Raw genomic sequence first — 15,271 nt, 5'->3', positions numbered from 1 at the left:
CCGCAAAATGCGGCAGATTCGCAATTCAGCGAAGTGTTACAGACGGCCCAAATCATTGACCAGAGCAAGCAACATCACCCCGACCACCAAACTGATACCGATCTGTATCCCCCAACCCTGCACCCGATCCGACAAGGGACGACCACGCGCCCACTCGATCAGATAAAACAACAAATGCCCCCCATCCAGTACAGGAATAGGCAACAAATTCAGAACTCCCAGGCTAATACTCAGATAAGCAAGGAAATTCAGGAAATCAGCAACGCCCGACTGGGCAGAAGCGCCCGCCACTTTAGCAATGGTTATCGGTCCACTCAAGTTTTTTACCGAGAGCTCACCGAACAACATTTTCTTGAGCGAATCGAGGGTCAGTACGCTCATGGTCCAGGTGCGTCGAGCACCCTCTCCAATCGCGGCCACAGGACCGTAACTGACTTCGCGAATCATCTCTGGCGGCCAATCGACCGCTTTCACCCCGGCCCCCATATAACCGGTAGGTGCCTTGCTCTCGCCACGAGCAGCCAGCGTCACAGGGACGTCGATTTGAGCACCATCGCGCTCGACGCGCAGCATGATTTTGGTATCCGGATGCATACGGACGGTGTCGACTACTTGCTGCCAGTCGTCCAGCGCCTTGCCATCCAGAGCCAGCAACCGATCACCGGTCTTCAGGCCAGCAGCCTGCGCCGGGCCTTTCGGATCAAGTTCGGCCAACACGGGCGGTAATGCCGGACGCCAAGGACGAATACCCAGCGAACGAATCGGATCCGGCTCGTCAGCACCCTTGAGCCATTTATCGAGCATCAGTTCGCGAGGAGAGTCTGCGGTGGAACCCTGTTCACGCACCAACAATTGAAGTGAACCGCTCTCGCCAAGACGGCGAACCAGCTGCAGATTCACCGAAGCCCAGCCAATCGTAGGTTCGCCATCGATGGCAACAATTTCCTGACCCGCCGTCAAACCGGCTTTGGCGGCAATACTGCCGGTCTCGACTGCGCCGATGACGGGCCGCACCTGCGCGCTGCCGAGCATTGCCAGGACCCAGAAAAACACCATGGCCAGCAGAAAGTTGGCAATCGGGCCGGCCGCCACGATAGCGATACGCTGACGGACAGATTTGCGATTGAAAGAATGTTCAAGCTGATCGGCCGGTACTTCGCCTTCACGCTCATCGAGCATTTTCACGTAGCCGCCCAACGGGATGGCAGCCACCACGAACTCAGTGCCTTTCTTGTCGTGCCAGCGCAGCAACGGCATGCCGAAGCCTACGGAGAAGCGCAGCACTTTGACCCCACAGCGACGTGCGACCCAGAAATGGCCGAATTCGTGGAAGGTAACCAGCACGCCCAAAGCTACCAGGGTGCCGACAATCATATAGAGCGCGCTCATCTGCTTTCTCCGCAATCCTATCCGGTGCTGCATGGACCAACGTATTGCAGCACTTACCGCCCGTGACGACTCAACCATTGTCCGGCCAGTACTCGCGCTTTCGCGTCAGCCGTGAACACGGCCTCGAGGTCATCCACCGCAACGACAGGTTCGAGGTTTAACACTTCCTCGATGATACTCGCGATTTCCGGGTAGCGAACCCGCCCGTCGAGAAACGCTGCCACAGCCACTTCATTCGCCGCATTCAACATCGCTGGTGCGCTATTACCAGCCTCGGCAGCCTGACGCGCCAGGCGCAGGCAAGGGAAACGCTCTTCATCGGGCGCATGGAAGTCCAGGCGCGCAATGGCAAACAGGTCAAGCGGCGCCACACCCGAGTCGATACGCTCCGGCCAGGCCAGGGCATTGGCGATCGGGGTGCGCATGTCCGGGTTACCCAACTGCGCCAACACCGAACCGTCGACGTAGTCGACCAGGGAATGAATCACACTTTGTGGGTGAATCACCACTTCGACCTGGGACGGCTTGGCATCGAACAGCCAGCAGGCCTCGATCAGCTCGAGCCCCTTGTTCATCATGCTGGCGGAATCGACAGAAATCTTGCGCCCCATGGACCAGTTTGGATGAGCGCACGCCTGGTCGGGGGTAACATGCGCCAGTTCAGCCAAAGGTGTCTGTCGGAACGGACCGCCAGAGGCCGTAAGAAGGATCCGACGCACGCCCACCACACCCAGCCCACGGGCAAAATCCTGCGGCATGCACTGGAAAATCGCGTTGTGTTCGCTGTCGATCGGCAGCAGCACCGAGCCACTTTTGCGCACGGCTTGCATGAACAGGGCGCCGGACATGACCAGCGCTTCCTTGTTCGCCAGCAGAATCTTTTTGCCCGCCTCGACCGCCGCCAGGGTCGGACGCAAGCCCGCCGCGCCAACGATGGCCGCCATGACGGCATCGACTTCAGGATCGGAAGCGACCTGACACAGCCCCTCCTCCCCCACCAGCACACGGGTCGAGAGGCCGGCCGCGCGCAAGTCGTCCTGCAGGGTTCGGGCAGCATCGGCTTGCGGCACGACCGCAAAGCGCGGCGTATGACGTACGCACAAAGCCAACAGCTCACTCAGGCGAGTGAACCCGCTCAAGGCGAACACCTGATATCGCGACGGATGACGAGCAATCACGTCAAGGGTGCTCAGACCAATCGAACCGGTCGCCCCCAGCACAGTAATCTGTTGAGGGCGGCTCACGGTGCAGCCATCCACAGCAGCACGGCGAACACAGGGATCGCAGCCGTCAGGCTGTCGATTCGATCCAGCACACCACCATGCCCCGGCAGCAGGTTACTGCTGTCCTTGATGCCCGATTGGCGCTTGAACATGCTCTCGGTGAGATCGCCCACCACCGAAATGAAGACAATCACTGCCGCGCCGATCAATCCCATCAGCACCTGGGCGAAACTCCAGTCGCGCGCCAAGCCGACGATCGCCGTGATAACCAGGCTCAGCACCAGGCCACCATAAACGCCTTCCCAGCTCTTGCCGGGGCTGACCTGTGGCGCCAGTTTGCGCTTGCCGAAGGCTCGACCGGAAAAGTACGCGCCGATATCGGCACCCCAGACCAGCACCATCACCGCCATGATCAACCAGTTCCCCAAAGGCTCCTGCTTGATCTGGACCAGACCTTGCCAGGCCGGCAATAGAATCAGCAAACCGATCACCAGCTTGCAGGCGGCACTGGACCAGTGTTCGCTGGAACGCGGGTAGGTCAGCACCAGGTACGTCGCCACGCCCCACCAGAGCACTGAAGCGCCCAGCACCCAGGGCGCAAGCCCCGGCAGGATGTGCATGACAAACAGCATCAATGCAACCACTGCGGCATAGGCAACGCGAATCGGTTGAGCGTTGAAACCGGCCAGCCGCGCCCATTCCCAGGCACCAAGTGTCACGACCAGCCCGATGAACAGCGCAAAGCCGGAACCCTCGAGCAGGAAAAACCCGCACAAAGCGATCGGCAGCAGGATCAGTGCGGTGATGATTCGTTGTTTAAGCATTAAACCCGGGCTCCAGCCTCGACCTGCTCGCTCGTTTTACCGAAGCGGCGCTGGCGAGAAGCGAAATCGGCCAGCGCATTTCGCATGGCGTCGTGTTTGAAGTCCGGCCAGAACAGGTCGGAGAAGTACAACTCGGCGTAAGCCAGTTGCCACAGCAGGAAGTTGCTGATGCGGTGCTCGCCGCCGGTACGGATGCACAAATCCGGCAACGGCAGATCGCCGGTGGCCAGACAGGTTTGCAGCAGTTCCGGGGTGATGTCTTCCGGGCGCAGATGCCCGGCCTGAACTTCCCGCGCCAGACGTTGAGCGGCCTGCGCAATGTCCCACTGACCGCCGTAATTGGCGGCGATCTGCAGGACAAAGCGGTTGGCACCGACGGTCATCGCCTCAGCTTCACGCATGGCAGCTTGAAGCTCGGGGTGAAAGCGTGAGCGATCACCGATGATTCGCAGACTGATGTTGTTGTCATTGAGACGCTTGGCCTCGCGACGCAATGCCTTGAAGAACAAATCCATCAAGGCACTGACTTCATCTGCAGGGCGCTGCCAGTTTTCACTGGAGAAAGCGAACAGGGTCAACACCTCGACCTTGGCCTCGGCGCACACCTCGATTACCGCGCGAACCGCATCCACGCCCGCTTTATGCCCGGCGACACCCGGCATAAAGCGCTTCTTCGCCCAGCGATTATTACCATCCATGATGATCGCGACATGGCGCGGCACCGCGGACGGCGCAGTCTGCTTGGTCTTATCCATGAAAACGCGACCCTTATACGGCCATCAGGTCGGCTTCTTTCTGCTTGGTGGCCGCATCGATGTCAGCCTCAGCCTTGTCGGTCAGCTTCTGGATATCGGCAGCGGCACGACGCTCTTCGTCTTCGCTGATTTCCTTGTCCTTGACCAGCTTCTTGAGGTCACCCAAGGCGTCGCGACGAATGTTGCGCACGGCAACACGAGCATCTTCAGCGGCACTGCGTGCCTGCTTGGTGAAGCCCTTGCGGGTTTCTTCAGTCAGGGCAGGCATGGAGATCAGCAGCAACTCACCCAGGTTGGTCGGGTTGAGGTTCAGGCCAGCACTCTGGATTGCCTTGTCGACGGCCGCGAGCATGTTGCGCTCAAACGCCACGACCTGCAGGGTCCGGGAGTCTTTTACCGTGATGTTGGCCACTTGGGTAATGGACGTGTCTGTGCCGTAGTACGGCACCATCACGCTACCCAGAATGCTTGGGTGGGCCTTGCCGGTACGAATCTGACCAAATGCATGGTTCAGAGAGTCCAGGGATTTCTGCATGCGCTCTTGAGCGTCTTTCTTGATTTCATTGATCATTGTTGGCCTTCCTCGATCAGGGTCCCTTCAGCGCCGCCATGTACGATGTTCAGCAGGGCGCCGGGCTTGTTCATGTTAAAGACGCGCAATGGCATCTTGTGGTCGCGGCACAGGCAAATGGCCGTCAGATCCATCACGCCCAGCTTGCGATCCAGCACTTCATCGTAAGTCAGATGATCGAACTTCTCGGCATGCGGGTCTTTGAATGGGTCAGCGGTGTAGACGCCATCGACCTTGGTCGCCTTGAGCACGACATCGGCATCGATTTCGATTGCACGCAAGCAGGCTGCCGAATCCGTGGTGAAGAACGGATTACCGGTACCCGCCGCGAAAATCACGACTTCCTTGGCGTTCAGGTGGCGCATGGCTTTGCGACGATCATAGTGATCGGTTACGCCTACCATGGAAATGGCCGACATCACGATGGCCGAGATATTGGCACGTTCCAGCGCATCGCGCATGGCCAGGGCGTTCATCACAGTGGCCAGCATGCCCATGTGGTCGCCCGTTACCCGATCCATACCGGCCGCGCTCAGCGCTGCACCGCGGAACAGGTTGCCACCACCGATCACCAGACCGACCTGAACGCCGATACCGACCAGTTGGCCGACTTCCAGCGCCATGCGATCCAGAACTTTCGGATCGATCCCGAACTCTTCCGAGCCCATCAGGGCCTCGCCGCTAAGCTTGAGTAGAATGCGTTTATAGCGAGCCTGATAACCACTGCCCTGCTGAGCCATTGCGAATCTCTCCTGCGGCGTATTTTAAAAAATTCTTTGCGAGCTGTTTACAGCTGCGTTCACTCTAGCTTGGCGCTGCTTCAGCGCCATCGGAACATGGCTTTGTAAGCCAGTTCCAACGGGAAACCAATTAAAAATTGGCGGCCCATCTGAAAAGAGGCTGCGCGCGTAAGCGGGCAGCCTCTTCAGGGCGACAGTTAAAAAAACCGTCTTACGACTTGGCAGCAGCCAGCTGGGCAGCAACTTCTTCAGCGAAGTTGTCTACTGGCTTCTCGATGCCTTCGCCTACTTTGAAGTAGGTGAAAGAAACGATTTCAGCACCGGCTTTCTTGGCCAGCTCACCAACCTTGATTTCAGGGTTCTTGACGAACGCCTGCTCAACCAGGCTTGCTTCAGCCAAGAACTTGCTGATACGGCCTTTGACCATATTTTCAACAATGTTTTCTGGCTTGCCTTTGATTTTTTCTTCGTTCAGCTGCAGGAACACAGCTTTTTCACGCTCGATCGCTTCGGCAGAAACTTCCGAAGGCAGCAGGAACTCTGGGTTGCTGGCCGCTACGTGCATAGCGATGTCTTTGGCCAGTTCAACGTTGCCGCCTTTCAGGACAACTGCAACACCGATCTTGTTGCCGTGCAGGTAACCACCAACAACATCACCTTCAACGCGTACCAGACGACGGATGTTGACGTTTTCGCCAACCTTGCCAACCAGTACCAGGCGATCAGCTTCTTGAGCGGCGATCAGCGGAGCGACGTCAGTCAGTTTGTCGGCGAACGCTTTTTCAACGCTAGCAGCAACAAATGCCTTGAAGTCGTCCTGCAGGGCCAGGAAGTCAGTCTGCGAGTTCACTTCCAGCAGAACAGCAGATTTGCCGTCTTCTTTCAGAGCGATGGCGCCTTCAGCAGCCACGTTGCCTGCTTTCTTGGCAGCTTTGATTGCGCCGGAAGCACGCATGTCATCAATGGCTTTTTCGATGTCGCCGTCAGCCTTTTCCAAGGCTTTCTTGCAATCCATCATGCCTTCGCCGGTACGCTCACGCAGTTCTTTAACCAACGCTGCAGTAATTGCTGCCATTTTCAAAATCCTCTTGGATAGGTTTTCAACCATTCCACCCGATCGAACGGGCGATCAATTCTTCCCGAACCACCGTTGTAAGCCGCTGCACGTTACAGCTCTGCAAGTGCGGGGCCGACAAACGGTTTTCGAGGTGGCAAAAAGGGGGCCAAGCCCCCTTTTTGCTTACTGAGTCAACGCCAAGGCGTCAATTACTCAGCTGCTGCTACCGGAGCTTCTTCAACGAACTGCTCGGTGCCGCCAGCAACGTGGTTGCGACCGCGGATTACAGCGTCAGCCATCGAACCCATGTACAGCTGGATAGCGCGGATTGCGTCATCGTTGCCTGGGATGATGTAGTCAACGCCTTCCGGGCTGCTGTTGGTATCGACTACGCCGATAACCGGGATGCCCAGCTTGTTGGCTTCGGTGATCGCGATGCGCTCGTGATCAACGTCGATAACGAACAGAGCGTCAGGCAGACCGCCCATGTCCTTGATACCACCCAGGGAACGATCCAGCTTTTCCAGGTCGCGAGTGCGCATCAGCGCCTCTTTCTTGGTCAGCTTGGCGAAAGTACCGTCTTCGGCTTGCACTTCAAGGTCACGCAGACGCTTGATGGAAGCACGGATGGTTTTGAAGTTGGTCAGCATGCCGCCCAACCAGCGGTGATCGACGTAGGGCGAACCGCAACGTGCTGCTTCTTCAGCAACGATCTTGCCAGCGGAACGCTTGGTGCCGACGAACAGAATCTTGTTTTTGCCCTGGGCCAGACGCTCTACGAAAGTCAGAGCTTCGTTGAACATTGGCAGGGTTTTTTCAAGGTTGATGATGTGGATCTTGTTACGCGCGCCGAAAATGTACTTACCCATTTTCGGGTTCCAGTAACGGGTTTGGTGACCGAAGTGCACACCGGCCTTCAGCATATCGCGCATGTTGACTTGGGACATGATAGTTCCTTAATAAGTCGGGTTTGGCCTCCACGTATCCCAATGACCAACCAGCAGCATCAGCTGAAGGCACCCAGGTCATCGTGTCGACACGTGTGTGGATTTAAGCCTTTCGGGGTATCCCCGGAAAGCGGCGCATTTTATACCACAAGGCTGAAAAAAACGGAACCCGGTTTCTCAAATCCTGACGCGAGCCCTCGATTGCCCCGTGGAATCGTTCAAGAATGCGCCTATCTATAGAGAGATGCGACGCACAGAGGCTCAGATTTGCGCTGATCGTCTGTTAGAATCAGGTTTTTCAGGGCCGCGAAGATCGATCGCACACCGCCCATTTCGTTTTAACAAGCGCCATCGAGCGCAGAGAGAGCCTGTATGACCGTCACCCTCAAAACCCCAGAGGACATCGCAAAAATGCGCGTCGCCGGCAAACTGGCCGCCGATGTGCTGGAAATGATTGCCGAACATGTCAAACCGGGCATCACCACCGAAGAGCTGGACCGTATCTGCCACGACTACATCGTCAATGAGCAGAAAGCCATTCCCGCGCCGCTCAACTATAAAGGCTACCCGAAGTCGATCTGCACCTCGATCAACCACGTGGTCTGCCACGGAATTCCGAACGAGAAGCCGTTGAAGGATGGCGACACCCTGAACATCGACGTCACCGTCATCAAGGACGGTTACCACGGCGACACCAGCCGCATGTTCCACGTCGGCACCGTGCCGGTCTGGGCCGAGCGCCTGTCGCAAGTGACCCAGGAATGCATGTACAAGGCGATTGAAATCGTCAAGCCCGGCTGCCGCCTCGGCGACATCGGCGAAATCATCCAGAAGCACGCGGAAAAGAACGGTTTCTCGGTGGTTCGCGAGTTCTGTGGTCACGGCATCGGCAAAGTGTTCCACGAAGAGCCGCAAATCCTGCACTACGGCCGCGCCGGCACCGGCATGGAGCTGAAAGCGGGCATGACCTTCACCATCGAACCGATGATCAACCAGGGCAAGGCCGACACCAAAGTGTTGGGCGATGGCTGGACCGCGATCACCAAGGACCGCAAGCTGTCGGCCCAGTGGGAGCACACCCTGCTGGTCACTGAAACCGGTTACGAGATCTTTACCCTGCGCGCCGACGACACCATCGCGCGCGTCTCGGCCTGATCCGGACCGCACCGCTCTCAGCCTTATAGATAGACAGGAAAGCCAATCGATGCCGCAGGTGGATCCCGAACTCTTCGACCGCGGCCAGTTCCAGGCTGAACTGGCCCTGAAGGCAAGCCCGATCGCAGCCTTCAAGAAGGCGATCCGCCAGGCTCGCGAGGTGCTCGACGGGCGCTTTCGCAGCGGCCGCGACATTCGCCGACTGATCGAGGATCGCGCCTGGTTCGTCGACAACATCCTGCAAAAGGCCTGGGAGCAGTTCAATTGGAGCGAAGACGCCGACATCGCGCTGGTCGCGGTCGGCGGCTATGGTCGCGGTGAGCTGCACCCGTATTCCGACATCGATCTGCTGATCCTTCTGGACAGCGCCGACCACGAAGTTTTCCGCGATTCCATCGAGCGTTTTCTGACTCTGTTGTGGGACATCGGCCTGGAAGTCGGTCAGAGCGTTCGTTCGGTGGATGAATGCGCCGTTGAAGCCCGCGCTGACCTGACGGTGGTCACCAACCTGATGGAAAGCCGCACCATTTGCGGCCCCGAGCGCCTGCGCCAGCGCATGCTGGATGTCACCAGTACCGCGCACATGTGGCCGAGCAAGGAGTTCTTCCTGGCCAAGCGTGCCGAGCAGAAAGCCCGTCACCACAAATACAACGACACCGAATACAACCTGGAACCCAACGTCAAAGGCTCGCCCGGCGGCCTGCGCGATATCCAGACGATTCTGTGGGTAGCCCGTCGCGAATACGGCACCCTGAACCTGCGCGCACTGGCCGGCGAAGGCTTTCTGGTCGAGAGCGAAAACGCCCTGCTGGCCTCGTCCCAGGAATTCCTCTGGAAAGTCCGTTACGCACTGCACATGCTCGCCGGTCGCTCCGAGGATCGCTTGCTGTTCGATCACCAACGCTCGATTGCCGGGCTGCTGGGCTTCGTCGGCGATGACGCCAAGCAAGCCATCGAAAACTTCATGCAGCAGTATTATCGGGTGGTCATGAGCATTGCCCAGCTCAGCGACCTGATCATCCAGCACTTCGAAGAAGTCATCCTCGCCCCGGAAGACGAAGCGCCACCGCAGCCGATCAACTCGCGGTTCCAGTTGCACGACGGCTACATCGAGGCGCGCAACGACAACGTGTTCCGTCGCACGCCGTTCGCCATGCTCGAAATCTTCGTGCTGATGGCCCAGCAGCCGGAAATCAAAGGCGTCCGCGCCGATACCATCCGTCTGCTGCGCGAACATCGGCACCTGATCGACGACGACTTCCGTAACGACATTCGCAATACCAGCCTGTTTATCGAACTGTTCAAGTGCAAGATCGGCATCCATCGCAACCTGCGCCGGATGAACCGTTACGGCATCCTCGGGCGCTATTTGCCGGAGTTCGGCTTCATCGTCGGGCAAATGCAACACGACCTGTTCCACATCTATACGGTCGATGCGCACACCCTGAACCTGATCAAACACTTGCGTAAGTTGCAGTACTCACAAGTGTCGGAGAAATTCCCGCTCGCCGCCAAGCTTATGGGCAAGCTGCCCAAGCCCGAGCTGATCTATATGGCCGGGCTTTACCACGACATCGGCAAGGGCCGGCATGGCGACCACTCGGAAATCGGCGCGGTGGATGCCGAAGCCTTTTGCCAACGCCATCAGTTGCCAGTGTGGGACAGTCGCCTGATCGTCTGGCTGGTGCAAAACCACCTGATGATGTCGACCACGGCCCAGCGCAAGGACTTGTCCGATCCGCAGGTGATCCACGATTTCGCGCAGACTGTCGGCGACGAAACACGCCTCGATTATCTGTACGTGCTGACGGTCGCCGACATCAACGCCACCAACCCGACCCTGTGGAATTCCTGGCGCGCCAGCCTGTTGCGCCAGCTCTACACCGAGACCAAGCGCGCCTTGCGCCGTGGCCTGGAGAATCCGGTCGATCGCGAAGAGCAGATCCGTCAGACCCAAAGCGCCGCACTGGACATCCTTGTGCGCGGCGGCACCGACCCGGACGACGTCGAACAGCTCTGGTCACAGCTGGGTGATGACTACTTCCTGCGTCACACCGCCGGCGACGTGGCCTGGCACAGCGACGCGATTCTCCAGCAGCCGGCCGATGGTGGGCCGCTGGTGCTGATCAAGGAAACCACTCAGCGCGAGTTCGAGGGCGGCACGCAGATCTTCATCTATGCGCCGGACCAGCACGACTTCTTCGCCGTGACCGTGGCCGCCATGGACCAGCTCAACCTGAACATTCACGACGCCCGGGTCATCACCTCCAGCAGCCAATTCACCCTCGACACCTACATCGTGCTCGACACGGACGGTGACTCGATTGGCGATAACCCGGCGCGGGTCAAACAGATCCGCGACGGCCTGACCGAAGCCCTGCGCAACCCGGACGACTACCCGACCATCATCCAGCGCCGGGTGCCGCGCCAGCTCAAGCATTTCGCCTTTGCGCCACAAGTGACGATCCACAACGACGCCCAGCGCCCGGTGACGGTCCTGGAACTCACGGCTCCCGACCGTCCGGGCCTGTTGGCGCGGATCGGGACGATCTTCCTGGAGTTCGACCTGTCGCTGCAAAACGCCAAGATTGCCACGCTGGGCGAGCGCGTGGAGGACGTGTTCTTCATTACCGACGCGAACAACCAGCAGTTGTCGGACCCGCTGCTGTGCAGCCGCTTGCAGGATGCAATCGTTGAACAGCTGAGCGTCAACCACGAACCCGATATCAAACTGTCGCGCATCAGTATCTGACCGCGTGCCAGGATTCAGCCGCTTTGAACGAGACCCCGCACCGATGAACAACGCTCTGAACCAGTTGCAGCCCTACCCCTTCGAGAAGCTCCGCGCCTTGCTCGGCAGCGTTACGCCAAACCCGGACAAACGCCCTGTCGCGCTGTCCATCGGCGAGCCGAAACACCGTTCGCCAAGTTTCGTGGCCGAAGCTTTGGCCAGCAATCTGGATCAGATGGCCGTGTACCCGACCACCCTCGGCATCCCGGCCCTTCGTGAAGCCATCGCCGCCTGGTGCGAACGCCGCTTTAGCATTCCGAACGGCTGGCTCGACCCGGCACGCAACGTGCTGCCGGTCAACGGCACCCGTGAAGCGCTGTTCGCCTTCACCCAGACCGTGGTCAACCGTGGCGACGATGCCTTGGTGGTCAGCCCGAACCCGTTCTATCAGATCTACGAAGGCGCGGCTTTTCTCGCCGGGGCCAAGCCGCACTACCTGCCATGCCTGGACGAAAACGGCTTCAATCCGGACTTCGATGCCGTGTCGCCAGACATCTGGAAACGCTGCCAGATCCTGTTCCTGTGCTCGCCAGGCAATCCGACCGGCGCGCTGATCCCGGTCGACACCCTGAAAAAGCTGATCGCCCTGGCTGATGAATACGACTTCGTAATCGCCGCCGACGAGTGCTACAGCGAACTGTACTTCGACGAACAAACCCCGCCGGCCGGCCTGCTCAGCGCCTGCGTGGAGCTGGGTCGTAAAGACTTCAAGCGTTGCGTGGTGTTCCACAGCCTGTCCAAGCGCTCCAACCTGCCGGGCTTGCGCTCGGGTTTTGTCGCCGGCGACGCAGATATTCTCAAAGGCTTCCTGCTGTATCGCACCTACCACGGCTGCGCGATGCCGGTTCAAACGCAACTGGCCAGCGTTGCCGCGTGGAATGACGAAGTGCACGTGCGCGCCAACCGTGCGCTGTACCGCGAGAAGTACGATGCCGTGCTGGAAATCCTCAGCCCGGTAATGGATGTGCAGCGTCCGGATGGCGGTTTTTACTTGTGGCCCAATGTTGCGGGCGACGATGAAGCGTTCTGCCGTGACCTGTTTGTTGAAGAGCACGTGACGGTGGTGCCGGGTTCTTATTTGTCCCGTGAAGTTGATGGTGTCAATCCGGGGGCCGGTCGTGTGCGTATGGCACTGGTTGCGCCATTGGCGGAATGCGTCGAGGCTGCCGAGCGGATTCGCGACTTCATCAAACGTCAAAAGTAAACATCCCCGCCCGCACTGCGCAATGTAGTGCGGGCGTTATTTTATAGTCAGTTACACTTCATCAAAAATAACCCTTAGCGAACTGCGGAGTGCCCTTTACTCTCATGCAGTGCATTTTTGTGCACCACCTTAAAACGATTACTCTTACTTCATGGACGAAGTTACTAATGAACAGCATTGATCACTGCACACTAATCCAATGGCCCGACGACCAGCAATCCTACGAAGCGGCCATCAACGAAAATCCCGAGAACGCAAGAACCACAGGCACCCATCGTCGCAAACGCTCCTTGGTTAACTACTCAAAGCTGTGGGCAAACGGACGCACACTGAAAATCGCTTTTATCGATAACACCGACAATGAACACAAACAGAAGATCATTGACGCGGCCGTCCAGTGGCTGCCTTACATCAATCTGAGCTTCGATTTTGTTGACGGACTTGAAGGTGATATCCGAATCACAACAAAAAATAACGTCAACAGTTCAATATTGGGAACCGACGCGCTATTGATCCATCCCGACTGGCCAACCATGAACCTGGGCGTCAAGCCGGACCACGAAGATTTCGAGGTCATTGTGATTCATGAGTTCGGACATGTATTAGGTGCGATGCACGAACATCAGCACCCCGAGGCCAATATCCCGTGGGATAAGCCAAAAGTGTATGAGTTCTATCAGAATCGCGAGATGAACCCGCTAAGCAAAGAAGCCGTCGACAGAAATCTCTTCGCACCGTTCAATACCATCGAAGCTATTTACACGCCATACGACAGGAACTCCATCATGCACCACCCGGTGGCCAACGACTTGACGCTGGGCAATTGGGAAATTCCGATCAATCGAAAGATCAGTAAAAAAGACAAACAACTGATGAAGTTGCTTTATCCCAAGCGCTAATCACCGACAGATCTATTTCACTTGCCCAAGTTTAGCCTCGCTTAAATCCAACTCCCCTAACACTTCACGCAATACGTCATCACCAATCTGGTGATGACGACTGAGGCTATACAACTCCAGGCGTTGCGCCCGCAGCGCCTTGAGCCGCAACCGGCGTTCCAGCAGATCCATCTGGAACGCCAGCGCCTGGGCTTCCGCCGAATCGTTGAACACATCCAGCTGATGCCGGTACTCGGACATGATCCGCGCCTTGAGTTCGACAGCCAGTGCGGCCTCACTCGCGTCTACAGGCTTGGCCTCTTCGACCTCCAGCGCATGAATCGCCGCTTCAGCGGTCTTGCGCCACGCGTCTCGCACTTCATTGCGGCGCTTGTCGTCAGGACTAATTTCAATGCCGCGCAGTAACAGCGGCAAGCCGATACACGCTGAAATCAGCGACAACAGGATGACCCCGGCCGCAATGAAGATCATCAGGTCGCGCTCAGGGAATGCCTCGCCTCCCATCAGCAGCGGCACCGACAGCACGCCCGCCAACGTCACCGCACCGCGTACTCCGCCGACCGTCAGCAGCCAGCAGGAACGCATCGTCGGCACATGCGTCATCTCGCCTTTGCCGCGCAAGCGCCGCAGCAACACCGACAAACGCCAGATGCTCTGCACCCAGACAAACCGCAACACCAGCAGGACCAGAAAAATCGCCACCACATCCAGACAGCGATAGAGCAGTGTCGGCCAAAGCGAGGTTTCATGGCTCGCCACCGCCTTGATGATGTCCGGCAGCTGCAAGCCCAACAACAGAAAAATCAAGCCGTTGAAGGCAAATTCCAGCAACGACCAGACGCTGCGGTTGAGCAGCCGGGTGCTGGTCTGGCGCGGCAGCAAGTCGAGCCAACTCTGCATCATCCCCGCCGCCACCGCCGACAAAATACCCGAAGCACCGAGCCGTTCCGCCAATACGTAAGCCGCAAACGGCAGTAGCAACATGAACACCACGTGAGTCGCCGGGTCATCCCAACCGCGAGCAATCATCCACGACCGCAAGCGCCCGACCAGCCAGCTCAGCGCTACGCCGACGGCCAGGCCTCCAACCGCCACCAATACAAACGTCAGACTGGCGTTGGCCAGCGAGAACACGCCGGTCACCGCAGCGACCAAGGCGAATTTGAAGGTCACCAGACCCGAGGCGTCGTTCATCAGCGCCTCGCCCTGAAGCATGTGCATCAAGGGCGTGGGCAAGCGATTGCGGGAAATGGCCGACACCGCCACGGCGTCCGTCGGCGACAACACGGCGGCAAGGGCGAAGGCCACCGGCAGTGGAATGCTTGGGATCAACCAATGAATGAAGTAGCCCGCGCCGACGACAGTGAACAGCACCAACCCCACCGCCAACGTCAGGATCGGCCCGCGCAGTCGCCAGAACTCACGCTTGGGCATGCGCCAGCCGTCGGAGAACAGCAGCGGTGGCAGGAACAGAAAGAGGAACAATTCCGGGTCGAGTGCCACGTGCAGCCCCAGGGTCGGCCACGCCAACAACGCCCCGGCAGCAATTTGCACCAAGGGCAGCGGCAGTGGGATCACCCGGCCGATCAGGCGCGAAACGCCGACCAGCATTAACAGGATCAGGACGGTGTAAGCGGTTTGCATAACGCGCGGTTCCCAGGCAATCGACAGCATCGAAGTGCCATATTAGCCGCATAGACTGCACGACGGCCGTTA

General features: G+C 58.4%; 13 protein-coding genes. 4 read left to right on the top strand and 9 right to left on the bottom strand.

What is annotated here, in order from left to right; all coding sequences use genetic code 11:
- Positions 1-36: 36 nt before the first annotated feature.
- The 8 genes from rseP to rpsB all read right to left on the bottom strand — a co-directional run bounded on the left by rseP (position 37) and on the right by rpsB (position 7,506).
- Complete coding sequence (gene rseP, locus BK660_RS13515; protein ID WP_123433703.1) at positions 37-1,389, bottom strand: sigma E protease regulator RseP; 1,353 nt, start codon at positions 1,387-1,389, stop codon at positions 37-39.
- A 53-nt stretch (positions 1,390-1,442) separates the two neighbouring features.
- The gene (ispC, locus tag BK660_RS13510; RefSeq protein WP_123433702.1) at positions 1,443-2,633 is read right to left on the bottom strand and encodes a 1-deoxy-D-xylulose-5-phosphate reductoisomerase; all 1,191 of its coding nucleotides are present in this window, start codon (positions 2,631-2,633) and stop codon (positions 1,443-1,445) included.
- Positions 2,630-3,436: a phosphatidate cytidylyltransferase gene (locus BK660_RS13505; protein WP_123433701.1), complete on the bottom strand. Its 807-nt coding sequence runs from the start codon at positions 3,434-3,436 to the stop codon at positions 2,630-2,632. Before BK660_RS13505 ends, ispC begins: the two co-directional genes overlap by 4 nt.
- Positions 3,436-4,191, bottom strand: coding sequence for a polyprenyl diphosphate synthase (gene uppS, locus BK660_RS13500; protein ID WP_008015050.1), 756 nt, complete (start codon positions 4,189-4,191; stop codon positions 3,436-3,438). Before uppS ends, BK660_RS13505 begins: the two co-directional genes overlap by 1 nt.
- 13 nt (positions 4,192-4,204) lie before the next feature.
- Entirely contained in the window at positions 4,205-4,762 is a 558-nt protein-coding gene (frr, locus tag BK660_RS13495; protein ID WP_007949335.1) for a ribosome recycling factor, read from the bottom strand.
- Positions 4,759-5,502, bottom strand: a complete 744-nt coding sequence (pyrH, locus tag BK660_RS13490) for a UMP kinase (RefSeq protein WP_003172271.1) — start codon at positions 5,500-5,502, stop codon at positions 4,759-4,761. The genes frr and pyrH overlap by 4 nt, the downstream gene beginning before the upstream one ends.
- Before the next feature lie 211 nt (positions 5,503-5,713).
- On the bottom strand, positions 5,714-6,577 hold the full coding sequence (gene tsf, locus BK660_RS13485) for a translation elongation factor Ts (RefSeq protein ID WP_007949329.1): 864 nt from the start codon (positions 6,575-6,577) through the stop codon (positions 5,714-5,716).
- A 191-nt stretch (positions 6,578-6,768) separates the two neighbouring features.
- Positions 6,769-7,506, bottom strand: a complete 738-nt coding sequence (gene rpsB / locus BK660_RS13480; RefSeq protein WP_003219330.1) for a 30S ribosomal protein S2 — start codon at positions 7,504-7,506, stop codon at positions 6,769-6,771.
- Positions 7,507-7,878: 372 nt separating this feature from the next.
- On the opposite strand from rpsB, the gene map reads away from it, so the two are divergent.
- The 4 genes from map (at position 7,879) to BK660_RS13460 (ending at position 13,555) form a co-directional block, all read left to right on the top strand.
- Positions 7,879-8,661 (top strand): type I methionyl aminopeptidase, encoded by a 783-nt coding sequence (gene map, locus BK660_RS13475; RefSeq protein ID WP_123433700.1) that lies wholly within the window; start codon positions 7,879-7,881, stop codon positions 8,659-8,661.
- A gap of 49 nt (positions 8,662-8,710) precedes the next feature.
- Positions 8,711-11,413, top strand: coding sequence for a [protein-PII] uridylyltransferase (locus tag BK660_RS13470; RefSeq protein ID WP_123433699.1), 2,703 nt, complete (start codon positions 8,711-8,713; stop codon positions 11,411-11,413).
- A gap of 43 nt (positions 11,414-11,456) precedes the next feature.
- A complete protein-coding gene (gene dapC / locus BK660_RS13465; RefSeq protein WP_123433698.1) occupies positions 11,457-12,656 on the top strand; it encodes a succinyldiaminopimelate transaminase in 1,200 nt (399 codons plus the stop codon).
- A 167-nt stretch (positions 12,657-12,823) separates the two neighbouring features.
- A complete protein-coding gene (locus BK660_RS13460) occupies positions 12,824-13,555 on the top strand; it encodes a zinc metalloprotease (RefSeq protein ID WP_123433697.1) in 732 nt (243 codons plus the stop codon).
- 12 nt (positions 13,556-13,567) lie between these two features.
- On the opposite strand, the gene BK660_RS13455 is transcribed toward BK660_RS13460, so the two are convergent.
- The gene (locus tag BK660_RS13455) at positions 13,568-15,199 is read right to left on the bottom strand and encodes a Na+/H+ antiporter (protein WP_123434605.1); all 1,632 of its coding nucleotides are present in this window, start codon (positions 15,197-15,199) and stop codon (positions 13,568-13,570) included.
- Positions 15,200-15,271 lie beyond the last annotated feature (72 nt).

The sequence above is a fragment of the Pseudomonas brassicacearum genome (assembly GCF_003732265.1).
Taxonomy (GTDB): Bacteria; Pseudomonadota; Gammaproteobacteria; order Pseudomonadales; family Pseudomonadaceae; genus Aquipseudomonas; species Aquipseudomonas brassicacearum_D.
The sequence above is the reverse complement of the archived record's forward strand: the minus strand, read 5'-3'. Positions and strand labels throughout refer to the sequence as shown.

What these genes read in the sequence shown, in the direction of transcription:
- BK660_RS13460 (WP_123433697.1), top strand. Translation starts at nt 12,824, where the DNA reads ATGAACAGCATTGATCACTGCACACTAATCCAATGGCCCGACGACCAG.
- BK660_RS13505 (WP_123433701.1), bottom strand. Translation starts at nt 3,436, where the DNA reads ATGCTTAAACAACGAATCATCACCGCACTGATCCTGCTGCCGATCGCT.
- pyrH (WP_003172271.1), bottom strand. Translation starts at nt 5,502, where the DNA reads ATGGCTCAGCAGGGCAGTGGTTATCAGGCTCGCTATAAACGCATTCTA.
- rseP (WP_123433703.1), bottom strand. Translation starts at nt 1,389, where the DNA reads ATGAGCGCGCTCTATATGATTGTCGGCACCCTGGTAGCTTTGGGCGTG.
- uppS (WP_008015050.1), bottom strand. Translation starts at nt 4,191, where the DNA reads ATGGATAAGACCAAGCAGACTGCGCCGTCCGCGGTGCCGCGCCATGTC.
- map (WP_123433700.1), top strand. Translation starts at nt 7,879, where the DNA reads ATGACCGTCACCCTCAAAACCCCAGAGGACATCGCAAAAATGCGCGTC.
- tsf (WP_007949329.1), bottom strand. Translation starts at nt 6,577, where the DNA reads ATGGCAGCAATTACTGCAGCGTTGGTTAAAGAACTGCGTGAGCGTACC.
- rpsB (WP_003219330.1), bottom strand. Translation starts at nt 7,506, where the DNA reads ATGTCCCAAGTCAACATGCGCGATATGCTGAAGGCCGGTGTGCACTTC.
- dapC (WP_123433698.1), top strand. Translation starts at nt 11,457, where the DNA reads ATGAACAACGCTCTGAACCAGTTGCAGCCCTACCCCTTCGAGAAGCTC.
- BK660_RS13455 (WP_123434605.1), bottom strand. Translation starts at nt 15,199, where the DNA reads ATGCAAACCGCTTACACCGTCCTGATCCTGTTAATGCTGGTCGGCGTT.
- BK660_RS13470 (WP_123433699.1), top strand. Translation starts at nt 8,711, where the DNA reads ATGCCGCAGGTGGATCCCGAACTCTTCGACCGCGGCCAGTTCCAGGCT.
- frr (WP_007949335.1), bottom strand. Translation starts at nt 4,762, where the DNA reads ATGATCAATGAAATCAAGAAAGACGCTCAAGAGCGCATGCAGAAATCC.